25 protein-coding genes are annotated in these 22056 nt (G+C 28.6%); 8 read left to right on the top strand and 17 right to left on the bottom strand.

Annotated elements, in window-relative coordinates:
• Positions 1-131: 131 nt before the first annotated feature.
• Positions 132-614, top strand: a complete 483-nt coding sequence (locus tag SY27_RS10920; protein WP_045970122.1) for a PAS domain-containing protein — start codon at positions 132-134, stop codon at positions 612-614.
• 29 nt (positions 615-643) lie between these two features.
• Here SY27_RS10920 and SY27_RS10915 read toward each other — a convergent pair whose 3' ends face one another.
• Both SY27_RS10915 and SY27_RS10910 read right to left on the bottom strand, forming a co-directional pair.
• Positions 644-1033: an acyl-CoA thioesterase gene (locus SY27_RS10915; protein WP_045970120.1), complete on the bottom strand. Its 390-nt coding sequence runs from the start codon at positions 1031-1033 to the stop codon at positions 644-646.
• 99 nt (positions 1034-1132) lie between these two features.
• Positions 1133-3382 carry a TonB-dependent receptor gene (locus SY27_RS10910; RefSeq protein ID WP_045970118.1) on the bottom strand — a complete coding sequence of 750 codons (2250 nt, stop codon included), beginning with the start codon at positions 3380-3382 and terminating at the stop codon, positions 1133-1135.
• 87 nt (positions 3383-3469) lie between these two features.
• Here SY27_RS10910 and SY27_RS10905 point away from each other — a divergent pair, with 87 nt between their 5' ends.
• Genes SY27_RS10905 through SY27_RS10895 form a run of 3 tightly spaced genes read left to right on the top strand, consistent with a single transcriptional unit; the run spans position 3470 to position 5378 of the window.
• Positions 3470-4117: a metal-dependent transcriptional regulator gene (locus SY27_RS10905; protein WP_045970116.1), complete on the top strand. Its 648-nt coding sequence runs from the start codon at positions 3470-3472 to the stop codon at positions 4115-4117.
• A gap of 2 nt (positions 4118-4119) precedes the next feature.
• Positions 4120-4938, top strand: a complete 819-nt coding sequence (locus tag SY27_RS10900; protein WP_045970114.1) for a ZIP family metal transporter — start codon at positions 4120-4122, stop codon at positions 4936-4938.
• A gap of 32 nt (positions 4939-4970) precedes the next feature.
• On the top strand, positions 4971-5378 hold the full coding sequence (locus SY27_RS10895) for a hypothetical protein (RefSeq protein WP_045970112.1): 408 nt from the start codon (positions 4971-4973) through the stop codon (positions 5376-5378).
• Positions 5379-5385: 7 nt separating this feature from the next.
• Here the strand turns inward: SY27_RS10895 and SY27_RS18530 are convergent, their stop codons facing one another.
• The 4 genes from SY27_RS18530 to SY27_RS10880 form a co-directional block, all read right to left on the bottom strand.
• Positions 5386-5514, bottom strand: a complete 129-nt coding sequence (locus SY27_RS18530) for a FeoB-associated Cys-rich membrane protein (protein WP_082084344.1) — start codon at positions 5512-5514, stop codon at positions 5386-5388.
• A 62-nt stretch (positions 5515-5576) separates the two neighbouring features.
• Complete coding sequence (gene feoB / locus SY27_RS10890; RefSeq protein ID WP_045970110.1) at positions 5577-7685, bottom strand: ferrous iron transport protein B; 2109 nt, start codon at positions 7683-7685, stop codon at positions 5577-5579.
• Between the two features lie 3 nt (positions 7686-7688).
• Positions 7689-7925 (bottom strand): FeoA family protein, encoded by a 237-nt coding sequence (locus tag SY27_RS10885; protein ID WP_045970108.1) that lies wholly within the window; start codon positions 7923-7925, stop codon positions 7689-7691.
• An 81-nt stretch (positions 7926-8006) separates the two neighbouring features.
• Positions 8007-8672, bottom strand: coding sequence for an SCO family protein (locus tag SY27_RS10880; protein ID WP_045970106.1), 666 nt, complete (start codon positions 8670-8672; stop codon positions 8007-8009).
• A gap of 437 nt (positions 8673-9109) precedes the next feature.
• On the opposite strand from SY27_RS10880, the gene SY27_RS10875 reads away from it, so the two are divergent.
• Entirely contained in the window at positions 9110-11173 is a 2064-nt protein-coding gene (locus tag SY27_RS10875; protein ID WP_045970269.1) for a M13 family metallopeptidase, read from the top strand.
• Between the two features lie 45 nt (positions 11174-11218).
• On the opposite strand, the gene SY27_RS10870 is transcribed toward SY27_RS10875, so the two are convergent.
• Genes SY27_RS10870 through SY27_RS10835 form a run of 8 tightly spaced genes read right to left on the bottom strand, consistent with a single transcriptional unit; the run spans position 11219 to position 16920 of the window.
• The gene (locus SY27_RS10870; RefSeq protein ID WP_045970104.1) at positions 11219-12142 is read right to left on the bottom strand and encodes a DMT family transporter; all 924 of its coding nucleotides are present in this window, start codon (positions 12140-12142) and stop codon (positions 11219-11221) included.
• Between the two features lie 2 nt (positions 12143-12144).
• Positions 12145-13020: an epimerase gene (locus SY27_RS10865; RefSeq protein ID WP_045970102.1), complete on the bottom strand. Its 876-nt coding sequence runs from the start codon at positions 13018-13020 to the stop codon at positions 12145-12147.
• Positions 13011-13439, bottom strand: a complete 429-nt coding sequence (locus SY27_RS10860; protein WP_045970100.1) for a hypothetical protein — start codon at positions 13437-13439, stop codon at positions 13011-13013. The genes SY27_RS10865 and SY27_RS10860 overlap by 10 nt, the downstream gene beginning before the upstream one ends.
• 14 nt (positions 13440-13453) lie before the next feature.
• Positions 13454-13804: a hypothetical protein gene (locus SY27_RS10855; RefSeq protein ID WP_045970098.1), complete on the bottom strand. Its 351-nt coding sequence runs from the start codon at positions 13802-13804 to the stop codon at positions 13454-13456.
• A gap of 2 nt (positions 13805-13806) precedes the next feature.
• Positions 13807-14343: a YfiT family bacillithiol transferase gene (locus tag SY27_RS10850; protein WP_045970096.1), complete on the bottom strand. Its 537-nt coding sequence runs from the start codon at positions 14341-14343 to the stop codon at positions 13807-13809.
• A 2-nt stretch (positions 14344-14345) separates the two neighbouring features.
• The gene (locus SY27_RS10845; RefSeq protein ID WP_045970094.1) at positions 14346-14855 is read right to left on the bottom strand and encodes a hypothetical protein; all 510 of its coding nucleotides are present in this window, start codon (positions 14853-14855) and stop codon (positions 14346-14348) included.
• Between the two features lie 14 nt (positions 14856-14869).
• Positions 14870-15349, bottom strand: coding sequence for a DUF6265 family protein (locus SY27_RS10840; protein ID WP_045970092.1), 480 nt, complete (start codon positions 15347-15349; stop codon positions 14870-14872).
• 44 nt (positions 15350-15393) lie between these two features.
• The gene (locus tag SY27_RS10835) at positions 15394-16920 is read right to left on the bottom strand and encodes a carbon-nitrogen hydrolase family protein (RefSeq protein WP_045970089.1); all 1527 of its coding nucleotides are present in this window, start codon (positions 16918-16920) and stop codon (positions 15394-15396) included.
• A gap of 238 nt (positions 16921-17158) precedes the next feature.
• Here SY27_RS10835 and SY27_RS10830 point away from each other — a divergent pair, with 238 nt between their 5' ends.
• Genes SY27_RS10830 through SY27_RS18250 form a run of 3 tightly spaced genes read left to right on the top strand, consistent with a single transcriptional unit; the run spans position 17159 to position 19511 of the window.
• Entirely contained in the window at positions 17159-17491 is a 333-nt protein-coding gene (locus SY27_RS10830; protein WP_045970086.1) for a single-stranded DNA-binding protein, read from the top strand.
• Positions 17492-17533: 42 nt separating this feature from the next.
• Positions 17534-18217 (top strand): metallophosphoesterase family protein, encoded by a 684-nt coding sequence (locus tag SY27_RS10825; protein ID WP_045970084.1) that lies wholly within the window; start codon positions 17534-17536, stop codon positions 18215-18217.
• The gene (locus SY27_RS18250) at positions 18204-19511 is read left to right on the top strand and encodes a protein kinase (protein WP_052705286.1); all 1308 of its coding nucleotides are present in this window, start codon (positions 18204-18206) and stop codon (positions 19509-19511) included. Before SY27_RS10825 ends, SY27_RS18250 begins: the two co-directional genes overlap by 14 nt.
• Here SY27_RS18250 and SY27_RS10815 read toward each other — a convergent pair.
• The 3 genes from SY27_RS10815 to SY27_RS10805 all read right to left on the bottom strand — a co-directional run bounded on the left by SY27_RS10815 (position 19508) and on the right by SY27_RS10805 (position 22053).
• Positions 19508-20407, bottom strand: coding sequence for a histone deacetylase (locus SY27_RS10815; protein ID WP_045970082.1), 900 nt, complete (start codon positions 20405-20407; stop codon positions 19508-19510). The two genes, SY27_RS18250 and SY27_RS10815, sit on opposite strands and share 4 nt — an antisense overlap.
• 7 nt (positions 20408-20414) lie before the next feature.
• Complete coding sequence (locus SY27_RS10810) at positions 20415-21107, bottom strand: HAD family hydrolase (protein ID WP_045970080.1); 693 nt, start codon at positions 21105-21107, stop codon at positions 20415-20417.
• An 88-nt stretch (positions 21108-21195) separates the two neighbouring features.
• Positions 21196-22053, bottom strand: a complete 858-nt coding sequence (locus tag SY27_RS10805) for a DMT family transporter (RefSeq protein WP_045970078.1) — start codon at positions 22051-22053, stop codon at positions 21196-21198.
• Between the last annotated feature and the right edge of the window lie 3 nt (positions 22054-22056).

The raw sequence follows: 22056 nt of genomic DNA, 5'->3' as shown, positions 1-22056 counted from the left end.
AAAGAGTTTCATTTTTTAATGGAACTCTTTGTTTTTTTAATAACGAAAGGATATAAAAGTTAAATCTATAGTTAGAATAGAGTTTATTAAAGTTAATAGGTTAAATTTGAATAGAATTGAATTATAAAAGTATGTTTGAAGAATATGAAAAAGCACTAGAAAAGCATCAAAAAAGCTTAAAAGTAACATCTTTGCCATTAATAAGTTGGGATTTTTATGGTTTGCAAATGCATGAAATAAAAGAGTTTAATACATTACAAAATAACTGGAAAGATAAGATTGTCTATGTTGACATTATAGAAAGTAAGAAAGTGATTATTGTCACAGACCATAATTTTAAAATTATATTCTCTTCTAGAAATGTAACTGAAATGAATGGGTATAATTATAGAGAAATAATTGGAAAATCGCCAAGAATATTTCAAGGAAAAGAAACTTCAGAAGAAACAAAAAATAATATTAGATTAGCAATAAAAGAAAGAAAGCCATTTAAAGAGGTTATTTTAAATTATAAAAAAAATGGAGAGACCTATTTATGTGAAATCGATGCTTTGCCAAAATTTGACAGAAAAGGTAATTTCTTAAATTATATTGCATTTGAAAAAACAGCATAAAAAAACCTGAGATTTCTCAGGTTTTATATTTAATCAACAATAATTTTTACGGCTGTTTTGTTTTCATCAATAGCTACAAAAGTAAATTCTCCTGTTACGGCTTTTTCACGAGTATCATTGTACATTTTTTCAATAAAAATATCAACTCTAACTTTTATACTAGTATTTCCTAAATAAGTTACTTTTCCTATAAGTTCAATAATTGTTCCATGAGGAATAGGTTTTTTAAAATCAATTTTATCACTGCTTACAGTTACCATTTTTTGTCTGCTAAAACGAGTAGCAGTTATAAAAGCCACTTCATCCATAAGCTGCATTGCTGTTCCTCCAAAAAGAGTGTCATAATGATTGGTTGTATTAGGAAAAACAGCCTTGAATACTCTAGTAATTGAACTTTCTATTCTTTTTTCTAAACTCATAATTTTAAATTTTCTAAGCGTTTTTGTTTTAAAAAAATGTACACTTATTAGTCTGTCAAAAATAGAACTTATATCAAAAATAACAGCAATATTTTATATTTAATTGAAGATATATCTCAACCCTAAAAAACCTCTTATTCCTTGGTTTGGTGCATAGACATAACTAGGGTCAAAAGTAAGTGCATAAGGATTATTTTCAGTTGGAACAGCATTTCCATTAGCATCAAATACTACATCATTATCAAAAGGATCATTTGCCCTTGCAATTAAGAAAGGATTGTTTTTATTTGGCGTCCAATTTAATAGATTTTTAATACCCCCATATAATTCAAAATATTTTAATTTTTTATATGTGAATTGAATATTTTGAATACTCCAAACAGGAGAATATTCACTTCTTGGATCTAAATCGCCAAGTAAAGGTAAACGCATAGGTCCATATAGATTACCAGTATAATCAATAGAAAGATTCCATTTTGAAATATCATAAGTAATGCCCCAAGTTGCACTAAATTTTTCAGTTAATATTGGGGTAGATAATATACCGTTTCTTTTATTTTTAGATTCTAAAGCCGTAAAGCCTACCATTGTTTTTAATCCAAAAGGGAAAATCAATTCAATATTTCCTGTTAATCCATAAGTTTTAGAATATCCATTTAAATTTGAATAAATAATTTGATTAGGATTTGTGTCATAGTCTGGAATAATTTGATTTTTAAAATGGGTGTACCAACTAGAAAATTCAATAACAGAATGAATTCCGTTTTCAAATTCGAATTTTTTTAAATAATTCAAATTAATATTATATGATTTTTCAGGATTCAGATTTTCAGTTATTATAACATCTCTAGACCCAGTTAAAGCGGCATGCTCTTCTGTAAATAAATTCACAATTCTAAATCCAGTTCCTGCATTTATTCTAAATATATCACTTTTTGATGGTTTCCATTTATAAGCGATTCTTGGTGTAAAGATGGCACCGTGAATAGAATTATAATCATATCTAGAACCAAGTAAAATGCTATGTTTTTCCGCTAACTTAATTTCATCTTGAACAAAAAAACTACTTATTTTACTTTTTTCAGATTCTATTGTAGCAGTTGTGTTATCATTATAGTATTGATAACGAAAGGCTGCTCCAAATAGTAAATCATGATTTTTTATTTTTTTATCCCACGTAAGTTGACCGTAAGTAATTTCTTGTTGAGCTAAAAACAAAATATTTCCATAAACTGAATTTTGATTATGATTAGTATAAGAAAATGAGGCATAAACATTTTCAGAAATAGGTAATTGATATTTCCCTATTAATTCATAACGCTTTGTATAAATGCTTTCTCCATAAATATCACTTCCACCACGATAATTTTTATTCCATTGCATTTCTCCGCCCCAACGATCTTCGTAAAAGAATCTTGAAGCTAAACTGAATTCTTTCTCACTTGTTCTATTAAAAGTAAATTTATTAAAAACAGAAATTCTATCTTGTAAAGTAACATCCGTAAAATTATCATGATTATTATCTATAGGGTTGCTATAATTGAAATAATTAACACCTAGTAAAGACTGAACGCTTTTTCCAATGTTATATTTTCCTCCTAAATCAATATTATTTTCAAACCAAGAAGTTGAGAAAATATCAGCATAAAACAAAGGAGCTGTTTCAGAGCTTTTGGTTATAATGTTAATTAATCCACCAACAGCTTCGCTGCCATAAAGAGAGGATGCAGGCCCTTTTACAATTTCTATCCTGTCTATTAATGAATTTGGAATTCCAGACAATCCATAAACAGTAGACAATCCACTTACTATTGGCATTCCGTCAATAGTTACCATAGTATATGGTCCTTCTAAACCATTAATATGTATATCTCCAGTATTACAAATATTACAATTAAGTTGAGGACGAACACCATTTACATTTTGTAAAGCTTCAAAAATATTTGGCGTTGGATTTTTTTTAAGAAAAGTAGCAGTATATACTTCTACAGGAACAGGAGTTTCTAATCGAGAAACTGCTTTTAATGTTCCAGTAACTACAACTTCATTAAGATTTTGACTCTCATCAAGATTAATATTTATAGTGAGTTGTGTTTCATTATATAGTATTATATTCTTTTTTTGAGTTTTAAAACCAATAAAAGAAAAATGAATAATATACTCTCCTTGAGGTATATTTTTAAGAATATAATTCCCATTCTCATCTGTATTACTACCAATATTAAGTTTTGGAATATATACAGATGCAAACGCTAAAGGTTCTTTTTTTGAAGTAATTACACCTTTTATTGTAGTTTGAGAAAAACAAAATGTAGAAAGGAGTATTGTTAATAGAAATATATTTTTCAATGTTATTTAAATAAAAATTTAGACAAAACTAAAAATATTATTTCATTAAGCAAAAATATTTTATATATATTTGCTAAAACTTTGTGTATGACGGTTTCAGAAGAAAATTATTTAAAAGTTATTTATCACCTTTCATTAGTGTCTCCAAAAGGCGTGAATACTAATGCAATTGCAGGAATGCTAGATACTAAAGCATCATCAGTAACTGACATGATTAAAAAATTAGCTGAAAAAGATTTAGTTAGCTATATAAAATATCAAGGTGTTTCTTTAACAGAAAAAGGATTGTATTCTGCCAAAATGATTGTTAGAAAACATCGTTTATGGGAAGTGTTTTTAGTTGAAAAACTAGCATTTTCTTGGGATGAGGTTCATGAAATAGCGGAAGAATTGGAACATATTAAATCTGAAAAATTGATTAATAAATTAGATGATTTTCTTGGTTTTCCTGCTTTTGATCCACATGGAGATCCAATTCCAAATTCAAACGGAGAGATAAAAAAGCTACAAAAGAAATTGTTATCAGAAGTAAGTTTAAATACTAAGTTTCAATGTGTAGGCGTAAAAGATACTTCTGTTGAATTTTTGCAATTTTTGGATAAAAAAAATATTGCATTAGGAACATGTATAATAATTCTTGAAAAAGAAGCTTTTGATGAAACATTAAAGATAGAGGTTAATAATAAAACGATTACTATATCAAATAAAATTGCAAATAATTTATACGTTCAATAAGTATGTATCAAAATTTAATAGAATATTTAGAAAATATCGATCCTATATTGGCGGCATTCTATGCTACTATGTTTACATGGTTTGTAACAGCAGCAGGTGCTTCATTTGTTTTCTTTTTTAAAAGTATGAATAGAGTAGTTCTAGATGGAATGCTTGGATTTACAGGAGGAGTAATGGTAGCAGCTAGTTATTGGAGTTTATTAGCTCCAGCAATTGAAATGAGTGAAGGTGAGGGTTTTGTAAAAGTAATGCCAGCAGCAGTAGGGTTTTTAATGGGAGCTTTGTTTCTTTTTGCTTTAGATAAAACATTGCCTCATTTGCATATTAATTTTAAAGAAAGTGAAGGAATAAAATCACCTTGGCAACGTACAACGTTATTAGTATTAGCTATAACATTACATAATATCCCAGAAGGATTAGCTGTAGGAGTTTTATTTGGTGGAGTAGCTGCTGGAATTCCTGAAGCGTCTATTGCAGGAGCAGTAACCTTAGCTATTGGTATAGGAATTCAAAATTTTCCCGAAGGAATTGCCGTTTCAATGCCGTTGAGAAGGATGGGAATGAGTAGAAGAAAAAGCTTTATGTATGGTCAGGCTTCTGCAATTGTAGAACCTATTGCTGGAGTTATTGGAGCTTTAGCAGTAACTTTTTTCACACCTATTCTACCTTATGCATTAGCTTTTGCTGCTGGTGCAATGATATTTGTTGTTGTTGAAGAAGTAATTCCTGAAACACAACAAGATAAAAATACAGATATAGCAACTATGGGTTTTATAGGTGGTTTTATTGTGATGATGAGTTTAGATGTTGCATTAGGATAAAATGTTTATCTTAGTATTATAAATGTATTCACATGAAAGTATTGATTATAATTTTATCCGTTTTTTTAACACAATGTTCTTCAAAAAACAATATTTCTCAAGGAGAGTTGTTGTTAAACTCAACATCTAAAACAAATGTTGGAAGCGGTTATGAAATGAAGATTAGCAAGTTTGTTTCTGATTCTCGTTGTCCTGAAGGAGTTAATTGTATTTGGATAGGACAAGTAGAAATGAAAATTGCAGTTTATAAAGGAGAAACTTTAGTAGAAGAAAAATTAATTATAGTTACCTCAAATACTTTTGAAGAAAATAGGACGTGGTTCTCTAAATATATAAAATTACCAGATATGTCTATTACATCAATTGTAATAACACCTAATAGAGTGAAAGATATTGAGATAAAAGAGGATGAATATAAATTAAGTATTTATTTTGAGTAGGTGTTTATTAATGACATCCACAATCATCACCACAAGAGCCTGATTTTTTAGATTTCTTTTTCCAAAAGAATTTTTTTAATAAAAAGCCAATTGCAAATGCAAGTGTTATATAGACTAATATTTGTTGAAGGTTCATGATTTTAATTTTTTAAAGTAAATTCTAAACGTATATAAGTTGTAAATTAGATAGATTCTATTTTATTTTAAAATTTGATACGCCAGTAATGCTGTTAAATAAGCAAATCCACTCATAAAGACAAATTGAATTATAGGCCATTTCCATGAATTTGTTTCTTTTTTTACAATTGCAACTGTAGAAATACATTGCATTGCAAAAGCATAAAAAAGCAATAATGAAAAGCCAGATGCAAAATTAAATATTTTCTCTCCAGTAACAGGGTGAACTTCTGCCGCCATTCTATTTTTAATTGTTATTTCTTCATCGCTATGGCTGCCCACATTATATATAGTAGCTAAAGTACCAACAAATACTTCTCTTGCTGCAAAAGAACTAACAACAGCAATGCTGATTTTCCAATCATATCCTAAAGGCATTAGTACAGGTTCAATTACTTTACCCATTATACCAATATATGAATTCTCTAGTTTATAACTATTAATTTTATTTTCAACTAAATCAGGATCTAATTCTATATTGTTTTCAGTAAGGTTTTTTACAATAATACTTTCAGCATTTTCAAAATTCTTACTTGGACCATGAGATCCTAGAAACCAAAGTATTACTGATAAAGCTAAGATAATTTTACCAGCTCCAGTTACAAATGATTTTGTTTTTTCAATAACGTTTAAAGCTACATTTTTAAGCATAGGAACCTTATAAGAAGGCATTTCAATAACGAAATAAGATTTACAGTTAAGTTTTAAAAAGTAATTTAAAATTACTGCTGAAAGAACAGCCATTCCAAAACCTAAAAGATATAAAAGCATTAGAGTTAATCCTTGTAAACTTAAAAACCCAAGAACTCTTTTTTCAGGAATTATTAATGAAATTAGAATAGCATAAACAGGTAATCTTGCAGAACAAGTTGTAAAAGGAGTAACCAATATTGTTATTAAGCGTTCTTTCCAGTTTTCAATATTTCTAGCTCCCATAATTGCTGGAATTGCACATGCTGTTCCAGAAATTAATGGTACGACACTCTTTCCAGATAATCCAAATTTTCGCATAATTTTATCCATAAGAAAAACAACACGACTCATATAACCACTTTCTTCTAAAACGGAAATAAATAAAAATAAAAAAGCAATTTGAGGGATGAAAATTACAATTCCACTTATTCCAGGAATAATTCCTTCACTTAAAAGATTCGTAAATTCTCCTGCTGGAAGATTGTTTTTTGTATAAGCACTTAATGATGTAAAACTCTCATCTATAAAATCCATTGGAATAGTACTCCAATCAAAAATAGATTGGAAAATTAAAAGTAGAATTCCAAAAAAGATAAGATAACCATATACTTTATGAGTAAGTATTCGATCTAATTTAGCTCTTAAATCAGTAGCTTTTGAAGCGTCTATTTTTTGCCCAATTTTTAAAGTGTCATTAATAAATTGGTATCTTTTTATAGTTTCTTTTTGCTGTAATCTTTTTAAATCACTGTGCGATTTTGTAAATGAACTTTTAATTTCATTTCTATCTAGATTTAAAAAATTTACATCTTGGGTAATCACTAACCAAAGTTTGTATAATAATTGGTTAGGAAATGCTCTTCTTAAATTATTAAAATATTCAGGATCAATACTTGATGCATTTAAACAAGGCTCTTTGGATAAAGAACTATAGTTTAAAATTAACGATTTTAGTTCATTAATTCCAGTTTTTTTTCTAGAACTTACTAATGCAATTTTAGTTTTTAATTCTTTTTCTAATATAGGAATATCAAGCTCAATTCCTTTCAACTGCATTCTATCAGCCATGTTTATAACAAGGATAGTAGGAATTTCTAAGTCTTTAATTTGGGTAAATAAGAGTAAATTTCGTTTTAAATTCTCTACTTCAGTAACTACTATTGCAACATCTGGAAAGTCTTCGTCTTTCTTGTTTAATAATAATTCAATAACAACGTTTTCATCAATTGAGCTAGCATTTAAACTATATGTTCCTGGTAAATCAATTATTTTTGCTTTTACAGAATCAGACAGTTTACATGTTCCTTGCTTTTTTTCAACAGTAATTCCTGGATAGTTTCCAACTTGTTGATTTAAACCAGTTAATTGATTAAAAACAGATGTTTTTCCTACATTAGGATTTCCTATTAAAGCAACTTTTATAGTAGAATTTGACATTAATTAGATGGTATTTTCAGTAGTTACGAATATTTCATTTGCTGTTTCTTTTCGAATAGCAACGTGAGAATCGTTTATATTAAAATAATATGGATCGCCAAAAGGAGCGATTTGAATCAATTGAATAGAATTACCAGGTAAGCAACCCATTTCTAAAAGCTTCAAAGGAATTTCATCAATATTAATTTCATCAATTAATCCTTTTTCTCCTATTTTTAAATTAGATAATATTTTTCTCAAACCTTATTTAGATTGAATTAAAATACAAATGTAGCTAATAATTTAGAAAAAGAATGATAAATAAATTATAAAATATTGAAGTTAATTATTGCAAAGGAAAAGAATATCTTCATAAAGTTTTTTTACTTCTTCTAGATTAGTTCCATCATAAAAACCTCTGATTCTTCTTTTTTGATCTACAAGGATAAAGTTTTCAGTATGTACCATATCATACATTTCATCTATATTTCCAGTTTTAACTGCTAAGTATGATTTTCTGGCAATGTAATAAATGTCTTTTTTATTTCCAGTAACCAAATTCCATTTTTCATCTATTACTCCTTTTTCTTGAGCATATTTTTTTAAAACAGGAACACTATCAATATCAGGAGTTACAGAATGAGATAATAGCATTACTTTCGGATTGTCTTTAATCTTTTCTTGTAACCAAACCATATTATCAGTCATTTTTGGACAAATTGAAGGACAAGTTGTGAAAAAGAAATCAGCCACATATATTTTATCCTTATAATCTTCCTGAGTAACTATTTTTCCATTTTGATTAGTAAAAGAAAAATCAGCTATGAAGTGTTTATATCCAATGTGTTGAATTGTAGTATCTACAAGCTCTGGATTTACATCTCTTGGAGTATAGATTCGTAATTTTTTTTGCGGTTTTGTAAGAGTATATATCCCAATGAATATTCCAATTAGAATGAATATGAATACAACTATAAACCAAATATGTGCTTTCTTGTTTAATCTCATAATTAATGCAAAATTAATTTTTTTTAAAAGATAAATAGCAAAAAGGGTGTTAATGTTAGATGAGTTACATTAGTTTTGGTAGGATTAAGATTTATTTGTAGTCTATTAATTAAGGGTGTAAGAATCATAAAAAAATCATAAATTCTGATTGTTTTTCTTAGTCTACTTTTGTGATTTTAATAATAATAAAAATGATCTTAAAATAGTTAAATATCAAGTTTAGTCAAATAAAGTATATTTTAAACTTATAAAACATGTTGACTATTAATATAGAAATTAATTTAACAACTACTATAAAAAGATATAGTTTGTTAAAATTAATTATAAAAAAGACATTATTTCTAAAAGAATTGTTAAAGAATAAAAGGGAGTTTTCCGAACCAATTGAAATAAAGTATATTTGTTTTCGCTACTATAACTTTAAAAAATTAACCAGAATGAAGAATTATATTTTTAAAGGGAGCATTTGCATCCTTTTATTAGCTACAACATTAAACTCTTGTAAAACAGGGAAAACAGCAAAAAAAGAAATTGTCGGTATAAATACAAATTATATGGACAAATCAGTTCGACCAGCTGACGACTTTTTTCGTTATGTAAATGGAAAATGGTTAGACAATACAGAAATACCTTCAGATAGAACAAGATGGGGAAGTTTTGATGAACTAAGAAAGAAAACAGACGAAGATGTAATGTTTATCTTAAAAAAAGCATTAGTAGATAGAACAATTGAACCAAATTCTGATCAAGGTAAAGCGATAAGTCTTTATAAAACAATACTAGATACTGTAACTAGAAACAAACAAGGAGTAGAACCTTTAAAGCCTTATCTAGATAAAATTGAAGCAATAAAGAATTCAAAAGATTTAGTAGCTTTTATTACAGAAATGGAAAAAGAAGGTGGTTTAGGATTTTTTGGAACGTATGTAGGAACAGATGCTAAGAATAGTACTAGAAATGTAGTTTATTTAGGAACAGGAAGCCTTGGATTACCAGATAGAGACTATTATGTATCTGATTCACCAGATAACAAAGAAAAAAGAGAAAAATATGTTGATCATGTTGCTAAAATGCTACTTTTTTTAGGAGAAAATGAAGGAGATGCAAAAGAAAACGCATCTAAAATATTAGCATTAGAAACATCAATGTCTGAGTCAACATTAGATAGAGTAGAAAGACGAGATAGAAGAAAAACATATAACCCAATGACAATTGCAGAGCTTGGAAAATTAGTTCCTGCTGTAAAATGGGATACTTATTTTCAAGAAATTGGGATAGGGAAGATAGACACAATTATCGTATCTCAGCCTAAATATATGACAGTTTTACAAGGCATAATAAAGAAAAATGATGTAAATGCATGGAAAGAATACATGAAATGGACATTATTGCGTCAAACATCTGGATTGTTAAGTACAGAAATAGGTGATACGAATTGGGATTTTTATGGAAAAACTTTAACCGGAGCTGTAAGACAACGTCCTGCTGAAGAAAGAGCTTTACAAGCTGTTAATGGAACACTAGGAGAAGCTTTAGGAAAATTATATGTAGCTGAAAAATTCCCAGCGGAAGCAAAAGAAAAAGCGCAAGCTATGATTGCTAATGTATTCAAAGCATTTGAAAATAGAATTGATAATTTGCCTTGGATGACAAAAGCAACAAAAGAAAACGCGAAATTGAAATTGAGAAAATCTAGAGTAAAAATTGGTTATCCTGATAAATGGAAAGATTATTCAGAATTAATAATTATGAACCCTGAAGAAGGAGGTACTTATTTTCAAAATATGAAGAATGCATCAATTTGGGGAACTAATGAAAATTTAAAAAAATTAGGAAAACCAGTTGATAAAGAAGAATGGGGAATGTCTCCACAAACAGTGAATGCATACTTTAATCCATCATATAATGAAATTGTATTTCCTGCTGCAATTTTACAACCACCTTTCTACGATTATAAGGCAGATGAAGCAGTAAATTATGGCGGAATAGGAGCCGTAATTGGTCATGAAATTTCGCATGGTTTTGATGATTCAGGATCTCGTTATGATTCAGATGGAAACTTAGTTAATTGGTGGAGTGATAAGGACTTAACGGAATTTACAACATTAGGAGCAGCTCTTGCTGATCAATATTCATCATTACAACCATTACCTGGAATATTTGTAGATGGAAAATTTACACTTGGAGAGAATATTGGTGATTTAGGAGGAGTAAATGCTGCTTATGATGGATTACAGATTTATTTAAAAGAAAATGGTAATCCTGGATTAATAGACGGTTTTACACCAGAACAACGTTTCTTTATTTCTTGGTCAACAATTTGGAGAAGTAAAATGCGTGATGAGGCTATTAAAAATCAAGTAAAAACAGATCCACATTCACCAGGAATGTATCGTGCTTACGTACCTTTACAAAATGTAGATGCCTTCTATAAAGCATTTAGTATTAAAGAAGGAGACGGAATGTATATTGCTCCTGAAAATAGAGTGAAAATTTGGTAATCAAATTTTAAATATTAAGAAAAGGCCAAGTTAACTTGGCCTTTTTTATTTTGTTTTTATTGCTTTATTTACTAAGTATAAACCTGTAATTGTAATAAATCCACCTATTGCAATGGAAACAGTAAATGGTTCATTAAATAAGAAATAACCAAAAAATAAAGCGACCATTGGATTAATATAAGCATATAAACTGCTTACTTCTTTAGGTAAATTTTCAAGAGCATAAATGAATGCGATAAAAGTTAATACCGAACCAAAAACTATTAAATAAGCAATAGACCACCATGAAATAGTTGGAATTTCTGCCAAAGGTATTGCGGTCCCGTTTATATTAGTAACACTAAATATAACAATACTTGAAATTAGCATTTGCAATCCTAGACTAAAGTAAGGATTGAAATTAGTCTTATTTTCTCTAATATAAATTGAAGATAAAGCCCAAGTAAAAGTAGCAATTACAGAGAGTAATATTCCAAAACGAAATTCAGGATTTAGAAAATCATTTAAGTAATCGTAGAAAATAACACATATTCCAGAAAAGCAAATGAATAATCCTAGAGCAGCTTTCCAAGAAATTTTATCACCTCTAAAAAAACTAATAATAACAATCCATAAAGGGAAAATAGAACCAATAATAGCTCCTAAGCCACTTGAAATGTATTTCACGCCCCAAGTGCTTAACCCATTACTTAGCATGAAATTTAAAACGCTCAATATTAAAATATTTCGCCATTGTCTTTTATTTGGCCAAGGAGATTTTTTGATTAAAAAATAGATTAGATAAATGGCACCTCCAAATAATTGTCTTATAGCAACAAGTTGCATTGCGGGCATATGTTTTACACCTTCTTTTGAAGCAATCCATGTAGTTCCCCAAAAGAAACTAATCCAACAAAGCGCAATAAATGGTAATCCAACAGCACTTTTCTTTCTTTTTATATATTCGTGAAAGACACTAAAATAAGCCATTACTAAATTTCCTTTTTAAAAGTGTAAGATAAAAAGGTTTCTATTTTAGTACTTAAAATAATTTTCCCTTTTGATTTTGAATTTTTTGTAAAAATAGGCAAAGCTAAATTTAAATCGGAAGCTTTTTTTTGATAATATTTTTCACGAGTTGGATGTTCAGGTGAAACAGCATTAAAAACAAAATTGTCATGTTGCTTTGATGTTCCAGAATGTTTCAACATCACATCATTATTTTTTTTATCAAAGTCGAGAAGTTGTTGTGTAATTGCTGTAATTATTCCAATACAGTCTTCTTGATGGATAAAGTTTATAGGAGCATCTGGATTTTCTACATCCTTTTTTCCTGCTAGGTGTTTTATAGGATGTCTATCTTCTCCAATTAAACCACCAAAACGCAGAATTATGGTTTCAAAATTTGGGTTATTCAATAATAATTGTTCTACTTCAACTAATTGTCTACCGCTTTCAGTATCAGGATTCGTAGGTGTCTCTTCTGTTATTTCTTCAATTGGAAATACATCGCGATAAACAGAAGTCGAACTTACGAAAAGGACTTTTTTAATTTCAGATTTTTCTATTTGGGTAACCAAAGTTTTTATTTTAGCCACAAAAGAAATAGATGTGTCTTTTCTTAAACTAGGAGGAATATCGATAATTAAAACTTCTGAATCGTTTAAAAAATCATCTATATTGCCTTCAACTTTATTTTCAAATAATGAAAGTAAAAATGGCTCAATTTTATTGGATTCTAATAATGCAAGTTTATTTTCAGAAGTTGTAGAACCTTTAACTGAAAAACCGTTTTCAATTAATTTTTTGGCTAAAGGTAACCCTAACCAACCACAACCTAGTATGGAAATTTGTTTATTTACTGCCATTTATAATGTTCTATATAAGTATTAGTAGCAATATCGTGTTCGTAATATTTTATGCTTTTAAAACCCTGACTTATAAGTGTTAGAGAATCAGGTTGAATTTGTTTGTCTAAATGGATATAATTTTTTTCAAGGTTGTTTTTATCAAATGTTACAAGAAAATAATCATTTATAATGTCTGATCTATGTTCTTCTTCATCCTCTAAAGTTTGTTCACCATAATAAAGTTTGTTTTTATAGTAAAAATAAAACTTTATAGAATGTGAATCTTGACCACCTAATATTTTTTTAGTGTAAGCTATACTTTTACCATCATATTTCTTAATTTCTTCTTGTTTTTTCCTTTTGTTATAAAAACTTAGAGCAAAAAGAAGAACAATTAAAAATAATCCAAAAACATATGTTACTTTTTCACTTTTCATTTCTTTATAAGAATCTAACTATCCTTCTTCACCAACACAAAACTATCATTTTCAATTTGCATATAACCTTGATCGTATAAAAAATAATAGGTATTGCCAGTTTTGGTTTGATAAATAGAAGTGAAAAATTCAAAATCGAAACCTTTGCTAACGAGTTTGGTTCGTGTGGTTTTGGTTTTATCATCTGGATTTAATTCGCAAAGAATACGATAATTTTTACGCAATTTATTGTTCACATTACGCATCAAGTTATTTTGATCTTTGTTCATTTTATTGTTGTAAGCATTTCTACAACCATCTGAACAGAATTTTTTATCCTCTCTTCCAATAATTTTTTCGTTACATTCTAAACACAATTTTGTCATAATTAAAACTTATTTTCATGTAGTAAAGCATGTTTTATATGTGCTAAATGATGTCTGCAATGCCATGCGTAAAGTCCGACTACACTTTTTAAGGTAAAAGATTGTTTACTTTCAGGATGATAATATGTTTTTTCCCAATCTTTTTCATCCATATTTAGTAAAACCAAATGCCATCTGTGGTGTAAGCCTTTTAAAATTAATAGTGAATAAGAAATATCATCATCAGTACCGTCAATTAATTCAGCCCATAAATCTTCTGCGTACGGTTTTATCGTTGGGTTTTCTTCTGTGAGAGCCAACTTAAATCGAATAAAAGCATTCATGTGACTGTCTGCACAATGATGTACTACTTGTTTGATATTCCAACCATAAGGACGATATCTCCATTGTAATTTTTCTTTGGAAAGTTCATTGGTAACAGCTACAACATACTCTGGAAAATGTTGAATTTCTGAAATCCATGAATGCAAAATGTCGTCTGTTATTACTTCTGGACAGTTGAATTGTCCAACTGGGTATTTTAGTTGTTCTAGTTCCATGTTTAGTTATTACTTTTTTTTCGATTTATTTTTTTCTTTCCAATTACTACCATTTTAAATTCACCTAGGTTTAAATCATTGATTTTTTCAATGTTTTCAAAAACTATATAAACTTGATTTTCAAATGTTATGTTTATAAATCCAATTAAATCAATCTCTTTAGAATATTTCAAATCGAGTTTATCTAATTCTTTAATTGTTTCTTTTAAGTTTGGAATATATTTACCTTCTTTAAAAAGCCACCAATCTTGAATATGAATTTTTTTTCCACCATCTAATTTAGGGACATAATTGTTTAATATTTCTTTAAGTGATGAGTCATTATCAAAATGGAATTCAAAGTTTCCATATTTCCATATTTTTGAAGACTCTATAGTTTCATTATTGAGCCAATCATCAGGATGAAAGCCTTTCGCTAATAATTCATTTTTGTGAACTCCAAGAGAAATAAAATTAAATTTACCTGTCTTAATAAATTGGGTTAAATTTAATTGTAAACTATTTTCAGTCATATTTTAAATAGTTTTCACTTCTTAAAATTAAAAACCACTTCTTCTTTAGAATCTTCAAAATAAGCATACAAATTTACTTCGTTATCAGAAACTTTCTCAAAAGTAAAGTTGTCAAAATACATTCTATTATTTTCTTTTTTGATGAATCTAAAATCTTCTGATTTGTCTTTTTCTTCCCAACCTTTTAAATCGGCATCGAAATGTTTGATTTGGTATAACAGTGTTTTGTCTTTTTCTATAATATGACCAATTTCATAAAAAGCCACTTTCCCATCAACCACTAATTTAAAATTAAACAACATGGAACCACCTAATGGTTTGTTCCAGTTTTCTTGAAAAATACCACCAAAAGCATCACCAGTCCAATTACCTTCTAACCACTCGATGTCTTTAAGAGTGGCTTTTTCAGATCCTTTTTCATCATTATAATGTAAGGTGTTTTGTGTGTACCCAAAGGATATAACAAGGAGTAAAAGAAAAATTACTTTTTTCATTATTGCTTTTTTTATTATTATTTCAGAATGACAAGTGCTGATTATTACTTTAATTTTCTTAAACTATATAAGTCTTTTCTTCTGTCTTTCATGGTATTTACACTTCCATGTTCGTGCAATTCTTTCAGTAAATCCATATCTACGTCTACTATTAGTGTCATTTCTGTGTTAGGAGTTGCTTCTGCTTTAATTCCGTTACTTGGGAAAGCAAAATCGGATGGAGTAAATACGGCTGCTTGTGCATACTGAATGTCCATGTTATTCACTTTTGGTAAATTTCCAACACAGCCAGCAATTGCAACATAGCATTCATTTTCAATTGCTCGAGCTTGAGCACAGCTTTTTACACGAGTATAACCATTTTGTGTATCAGTTAAAAAAGGAACAAATAAAATATTCATGCCTTCATCTGCCATTAAACGAGATAATTCTGGGAATTCTACATCATAACAAATCATAATTCCTATTTTGCCACAATCGGTATCAAAAGTTTGTATGGTATCACCACCAGTAATTCCCCAATGAAAAACTTCGTTTGGTGTAATGTGTATTTTACGATACATTTCGTTCGTTCCATCACGTTTACAAAGGAAACCCACATTATAAACATGTTCGTCTTCAATGTAAGGCATGCTTCCTGTGATGATATTAATATTATAAGAAATGGCGAATTCTTGAAACTTTAATCGTACAGCTTCGGTGTGTCGAGCTAGTTCTCGAATAGCTTCGGCTTCAGATAAATGATTATAATCTGCCATTAATGGTGCTGTGAAAAACTCTGGAAATAAAGCAAAATCACTTCCATAACCAGAAACAGCATCTATGAAAAATTCGGCTTGTTCAAACAAAGCATCTAAGTTTCCTAAAGAACGCATTTGCCATTGAATTAGTCCTAAACGAACGACACTTTTTTCTGTATTGATTAATTTTGGACTATCGTCATAATAGATGTTATTCCACTCTAATAAAACAGCATATTCTTGTGATTCTACATCTCCTTCTAAATAATTTTTAAGTACACGAACTTCATGAAAATCATTACTTAACTGAAAAGATAAGACAGAATCATAAATTTCTTTTTTCTTTACTTTTTCAATATAAATTTTTGGTGTTATTTCATCTTTATATTTGCCATAATTTGGAATTCTTCCAGCAAATATTATCGATTTTAGATTTAGTTGTTCACATAATTCTTTCCTAACATCATATAAACGTCTACCTAGTCGAAGACCGCGATATTGAGGATTAATAAATACATCTATTCCATATAAAACTTCTCCATCAGGATTGTGAGTTGAGAAGGTGAAATTTCCAGTAATAGATTTGTAGGTTCTGGTTTTAAAGGCAAAATCTTCTGTGACTAATAGAGATAATGCAGAACCTACTACAATGCCATCAACAACAATAACTAATTGGCCTTCAGGAAATTTTTTTAATAGAAGTTCTATTTGATCTTCTTTCCAAAATGAATCTGCCATTTCTGGATAAGATTCAATCATTGATTTTTTTAATTCTTTGTAATCTTCAATTTGTAAATTACGTAACTCAATTGATTTAATGTTTGCTGGCATATATATATGATTTTCAACAAAAATAATGAAAAATATTTCCGTTTACAAACGTTTACAATTATTTACAACCGAAAGTAAATGGATAGTTACCGAATAATGTTTGAAAGTTATTTAATCTTTGCACTATCGAAATGAAAAGAATATAGTTGCAACTATGGAGTTTTGAAATAAACATCAAGATTAAAATTTTCATTAGAATACAAAATAATATATAAACCATTTAATTTTTTTACACGCCATGAATACATTAAGAAACAAAGTACAATTAATTGGACACGTAGGACAAGAACCAGAAATTAAAAATCTTGAAGGAGGAAAAAAATTAGCTAACATTTCTATTGCAACTAACGAAGTTTATTACAAGGATAATGGTGATAAAGTTGAAAAAACGGAGTGGCACAGAGTTGCTGCTTGGGGAAAAACAGCAGAAATCATTGAGAAGTATGTAATCAAAGGAAAAGAAGTTGCCATTGAAGGAAAACTTACTACTCGTAGTTATGATGACAAAGACGGAAATAAACGTTACATCACAGAAGTAGTTGCTAATGAAGTGTTACTTTTAGGAAAATAGATAACTAAAAAATCTTATATTTGTTATTATAATAAAAAGACTTTGAGTACATATATTATTTCAGATATACATGGATGTAATTTAACCTTTAGAAAAGCATTAAAGACTATAAAGCTTAAAAAACAAGATACTTTAGTTATTCTTGGAGATTTAATAGATAGAGGCTTTGATAGTAAAGGAGTAATTGACACAATATTTTTATTGTTAGAGAATCAGTTTAATGTAATTTGTGTTAAAGGGAATCATGAACAAATGTTTATTGAATCGTTTACTGATATTACCTCTAAAGTAAATTGGATGAAAAATGGAGGAAAAGATACGTTAAAAAGTTTCCTTACTTCTGATATTGAAAGAATTCCTATGAAGTATGTGGATTTTATAAAATCTATGAAAACATATTATATATTAGATGGATATATTATGGTTCATGCGGGAATTGACATGACTGTTAAAGAACCATTAAAAGATGAAAAATCTTTATTATGGTTAAGGGATTGGGAAGAGAAATATGATGCTACTTGGCTTGGAGAAAGGAAAGTTATTCATGGACATACACCAACAACTAAAATGAATATAATAAATCAAGTTAAAGAGAATAAGAAAATAGTCTGTATAGATAATGGAGTTTTTGTTAACGATAAAGATGAATATGGTTCTCTTTGTATTTTAAAATTAGATGATTTAACTTTCTATTTTGAGAAAAGTATAGAAAATGGAAATAGTTAATGTTATTAGAGAAATACATCAAGGAGGTTTTGGTGTAATTCATGAAGTAGAATTGAAAGATGGCTCAAGAGTAGCTAGAAAAACATTTAATCCTATTATGAAGGAGAAGATGAATATTAAAACTTTATCAGAATTTAAAAGAAGATTCTCAAGAGAGGTAAAAATTCAGGAAAAATTGCCTTCAGATTTTTTTATTGAAATATTATATTCTTCTTTAGATTCTGAAGATCCTTGGTTCTTAATGCCTATTGCTGAAAAAGTTTTCACAGAAGAAATTTCTCAATCAAAGCTTAAAAGAAGATATCCTGAAGGTTTAGCGGATATTTTGAATTGTTTAGAGCATCTCCATGATAGAGGTTATATTCATAGAGATTTAAAACCAGGAAATATATTATTACATGATGGTAAATGGAAATTAGCTGATTTAGGTTTGATTACATCTGATGCTGAAATGACTTCATCTTTTGCAACAGCTGAAGGTTTTCACGCGGGATCACTATTATATATGGCTCCTGAACAACATACTCACTTTAATGGTGTAACACATCACGCTGACATTTATTCTTTTGGGGCAATTTTACATGATATTTTTAACGGAACGAGAAGAGTTCCTTATAAAAAGCTTAGTGCAAATGGAAGTATAGGCGTGATAATAGAAAAATGTACAGAAGAAGATATTCACAGAAGGTTTAATGATGTATCAACTTTAAGAAATGTTTTGTTGTCTTATTTGTCTAAAACTGAAATTACAAATAAAGATATAACAGAAGAAATATCAAAATGGATTGATGATTTAAAAGTAGTTGAAACTTGGGATTCAAATAAATTAGACTCTTTTGTTATTTATTTAGATCATATTGAAGGTTCAAAAGAAATAATTTTTTATGAAATCTCATCTTATATTATTGAATTATTATTTAAAATAGATTTTTATTTATGGAAAAGATTTGTTTTAATGTATTTAGAATGGATATACAGTTCTAGATTTAATTTCGATTACTGTGATGTATTGATTGGTCACGTATCTAAAATTTTTGTATTAACAGATGATTTAGAGATAAAATCAAATGCTGCACTAACAGCAGCAGAATTAGGTAGAAGTCATAATAGATGGTATGTAATGAATTTTGTTTTAAAAATGTGTTCTTCAATTTCTGATAATCTAGCAGATAGAATTGCAATTGAAATCCATGTAGGTGGTGATAGTGTTAAAAACAATTTTATAGCATGTGCTGAGAGAATTAACACGAATATTGACAAGTATCATAAAAAAATATATGAAGTTTTAAATTAAAAAATATTTTTTGCTACTCTGTAAGTATTTGCATGCGCTTCAATAATGGTTTTAATTTCTGGAGAATAACCACCACCCATAGAAACTTGAACTGGAATTTGAAATTTATTACAAAGTTCAAATACTATTTCATCTCGTTTTTTGCATCCTTCAATAGTACAGGAAAGTTTACCTAATTTGTCGCTTTTTAAAATATCAACACCAGCTAAATAAAAGATAAAATCGGGTTTTTGTTGTTCGATTAATTTTGGGACAATCTCTGAAATTGTTTTTAAAAACTCTTCGTCAGTGGTTCCATCAGGTAAGGCAATATCTAAATCCGATTTTTCTTTTCTAAAAGGATAATTGGTTTTACCATGAGTAGAGAAAGTAAATACTTTTGTATTGTTTTGAAAAATTTCTGCTGTACCGTTACCTTGATGAACATCTAAATCTATTATTAGAACTTTTTTAGCTAATTTTTTATTTAAGAGATATTGAGCAGCAATAGCTTGGTCATTTAATAAGCAAAAAGCTTCACCATGAGTTGAATAAGCGTGATGTGTTCCTCCTGCGATATTAAAAGAAATTTTGGATTCAAAGGACTTCTGACAACCTAAAATTGTTCCTTGAGTAATTCTAAATTCACGTTCGACAAGTTCTTTTGAAAGTGGAAAACCAATCCTTCTCGCAGCTCTAGCTTCTAAAGTTAAATTCAATAAATCAGCAACATATTCTTTATTATGAACTGCTAAAACAATATCTAAATCACACATTTCAGGTTCAAAAAAATCATTTTTTAGTGCAGTTCCTTCATGTAATAATTGTTGAGGTAGCAACTCATATTTTAACATTGGAAACCGATGGCCTTCTGGTAAAGGGTGTCTGTATAGAGAATGAAAAGCTATTGGAAACATGTTTTATTTATTCAAGAATGTTTAAAACTTCTATAATGTTTGAAAGCGCTAAAAAATTATTATGTTTAATTTCAAAGTCAATTTTTTCATATTCCCAAGTTGTATGATATGGAACGTGAATACCAAAACCTCCAATATTTAAAATAGGCAAAACATCTGACTTTAGTGAGTTTCCAATCATTAAAAAATCATTCGATTTGCAATCTAAACGATGTAACATTTTTTCATAATCTAGTTCTGTTTTATCACTTAATACTTCAATATGATGAAAATAGTGCCCTAATCCAGAATCATGTAATTTTCTGTGCTGGTCTTTTAAATCTCCTTTAGTTGCTACAACTAATTTGTATTTTCCTTGTAATGTTTTTAATACTTCTTCAATATTTGGGAGTAATTCAACAGGTTTTTGTAATAAGTCTTTACCAATAGTTATAATCTGTTCAATTCCTTTGCTAGAAATTTGATGTTTCGTTAATTCTAAAGCAGATTCAATCATTGACAAAGTAAAAGCTTTAATACCAAAGCCATATAGTGGTAAGTTTTTAACCTGATGATTTAAAATTAGTCCTAAAATTTCCTGACTGGAAGCATAATCTTGAAATAACCTACAAAAACGCTCTTGAGCTTCATCAAAGTAAGGTTCATTGTGCCAAAGTGTGTCATCTGCATCAAAAGCGATTATTTTTGGATTTAATTTCATACTGCTTTATATCTAATAATGTAAATTAATAACAAAAATAAGGTATTTGAAATTAACTAAGAAAATGATTAATTGGCTCCTTATAGTATTATGAATTCTTATTTTCATAAAAAGTAATTCCAATTCCTGAAAGTAGAATAACACCACCTATTATCATCTGTAGTGTTATTTTTTCATCTATAAATAACCAGGCTAAAAACGTAGCAATTACACCTTGACTTAATAAACTGAGAGATACTCTTGTAGCGCGCATATTTTGAGTAGCATAACTAATTAGTAACCATGCAGCTAATTGGCAAATAGCTCCTTGTATGAAAAGAACAAGCCAAGCATTAGAAGAAAAACCCAAAAATGGCTCATCTGCAATTAAACAAATAGCTCCTAAAAATAGAGTGGATGCAAATAAACTTATGGTCATAAATGAATAAATATCTACCTTAGATAAGACATTTTTACTAACAAGAATATATATAGCATACAAAACACCTGATAGGATAGCCAATGAAAAGGCTAAATCAAAGTTCATTTTGATAAAAAAATCAAACCCAACTAGTGTTATCATTCCAAAAATAGCAACGACAGTTCCAATCCAGAAATTAGTCGTGGGCTTGTTTTTTAAGAAAAAAAACGAAATAATTCCAACCCAAACAGGAGCTAAATTAGTTAAAAGTGTTGCTTGAGTAGCACTCGATTTTTGTATAGCAACATTCCAAACGGCTACATCAGAAGCAAATAGAATACCACAAAAAATAGAAATAAGTAATGGTTTGCTTTTAGGAATAATTATCTTTTTCGTTAATAAAACATAAGGTAGTAATAAACCTAGAGCAATTGCCATTCTATAAAAAGCAGAAATTAATCCTGATGTTAATTGTAGTTTAATTAATATAGGAAAAATAGAAATACAAATTATTCCTATTAATAGAGCTATTCTAGGTTTATTCATTAT

The sequence above is a fragment of the Flavobacterium sp. 316 genome (assembly GCF_000967805.1).
Taxonomy (GTDB): domain Bacteria; phylum Bacteroidota; class Bacteroidia; order Flavobacteriales; family Flavobacteriaceae; genus Flavobacterium; species Flavobacterium sediminilitoris.
Note: the sequence above shows the minus strand (reverse complement) of the source record. Positions and strands in the feature narration are given on the sequence as shown.

Coding starts and splice junctions, on each gene's coding strand:
- SY27_RS10920 (WP_045970122.1), top strand. CDS start 132: ATGTTTGAAGAATATGAAAAAGCACTAGAAAAGCATCAAAAAAGCTTA.
- SY27_RS10915 (WP_045970120.1), bottom strand. CDS start 1,033: ATGAGTTTAGAAAAAAGAATAGAAAGTTCAATTACTAGAGTATTCAAG.
- SY27_RS10905 (WP_045970116.1), top strand. CDS start 3,470: ATGACGGTTTCAGAAGAAAATTATTTAAAAGTTATTTATCACCTTTCA.
- SY27_RS10900 (WP_045970114.1), top strand. CDS start 4,120: ATGTATCAAAATTTAATAGAATATTTAGAAAATATCGATCCTATATTG.
- SY27_RS10895 (WP_045970112.1), top strand. CDS start 4,971: ATGAAAGTATTGATTATAATTTTATCCGTTTTTTTAACACAATGTTCT.
- SY27_RS18530 (WP_082084344.1), bottom strand. CDS start 5,514: ATGAACCTTCAACAAATATTAGTCTATATAACACTTGCATTTGCAATT.
- feoB (WP_045970110.1), bottom strand. CDS start 7,685: ATGTCAAATTCTACTATAAAAGTTGCTTTAATAGGAAATCCTAATGTA.
- SY27_RS10880 (WP_045970106.1), bottom strand. CDS start 8,672: ATGAGATTAAACAAGAAAGCACATATTTGGTTTATAGTTGTATTCATA.
- SY27_RS10875 (WP_045970269.1), top strand. CDS start 9,110: ATGAAGAATTATATTTTTAAAGGGAGCATTTGCATCCTTTTATTAGCT.
- SY27_RS10870 (WP_045970104.1), bottom strand. CDS start 12,142: ATGGCTTATTTTAGTGTCTTTCACGAATATATAAAAAGAAAGAAAAGT.
- SY27_RS10865 (WP_045970102.1), bottom strand. CDS start 13,020: ATGGCAGTAAATAAACAAATTTCCATACTAGGTTGTGGTTGGTTAGGG.
- SY27_RS10860 (WP_045970100.1), bottom strand. CDS start 13,439: ATGAAAAGTGAAAAAGTAACATATGTTTTTGGATTATTTTTAATTGTT.
- SY27_RS10855 (WP_045970098.1), bottom strand. CDS start 13,804: ATGACAAAATTGTGTTTAGAATGTAACGAAAAAATTATTGGAAGAGAG.
- SY27_RS10850 (WP_045970096.1), bottom strand. CDS start 14,343: ATGGAACTAGAACAACTAAAATACCCAGTTGGACAATTCAACTGTCCA.
- SY27_RS10845 (WP_045970094.1), bottom strand. CDS start 14,855: ATGACTGAAAATAGTTTACAATTAAATTTAACCCAATTTATTAAGACA.
- SY27_RS10840 (WP_045970092.1), bottom strand. CDS start 15,349: ATGAAAAAAGTAATTTTTCTTTTACTCCTTGTTATATCCTTTGGGTAC.
- SY27_RS10835 (WP_045970089.1), bottom strand. CDS start 16,920: ATGCCAGCAAACATTAAATCAATTGAGTTACGTAATTTACAAATTGAA.
- SY27_RS10830 (WP_045970086.1), top strand. CDS start 17,159: ATGAATACATTAAGAAACAAAGTACAATTAATTGGACACGTAGGACAA.
- SY27_RS18250 (WP_052705286.1), top strand. CDS start 18,204: ATGGAAATAGTTAATGTTATTAGAGAAATACATCAAGGAGGTTTTGGT.
- SY27_RS10815 (WP_045970082.1), bottom strand. CDS start 20,407: ATGTTTCCAATAGCTTTTCATTCTCTATACAGACACCCTTTACCAGAA.
- SY27_RS10810 (WP_045970080.1), bottom strand. CDS start 21,107: ATGAAATTAAATCCAAAAATAATCGCTTTTGATGCAGATGACACACTT.
- SY27_RS10805 (WP_045970078.1), bottom strand. CDS start 22,053: ATGAATAAACCTAGAATAGCTCTATTAATAGGAATAATTTGTATTTCT.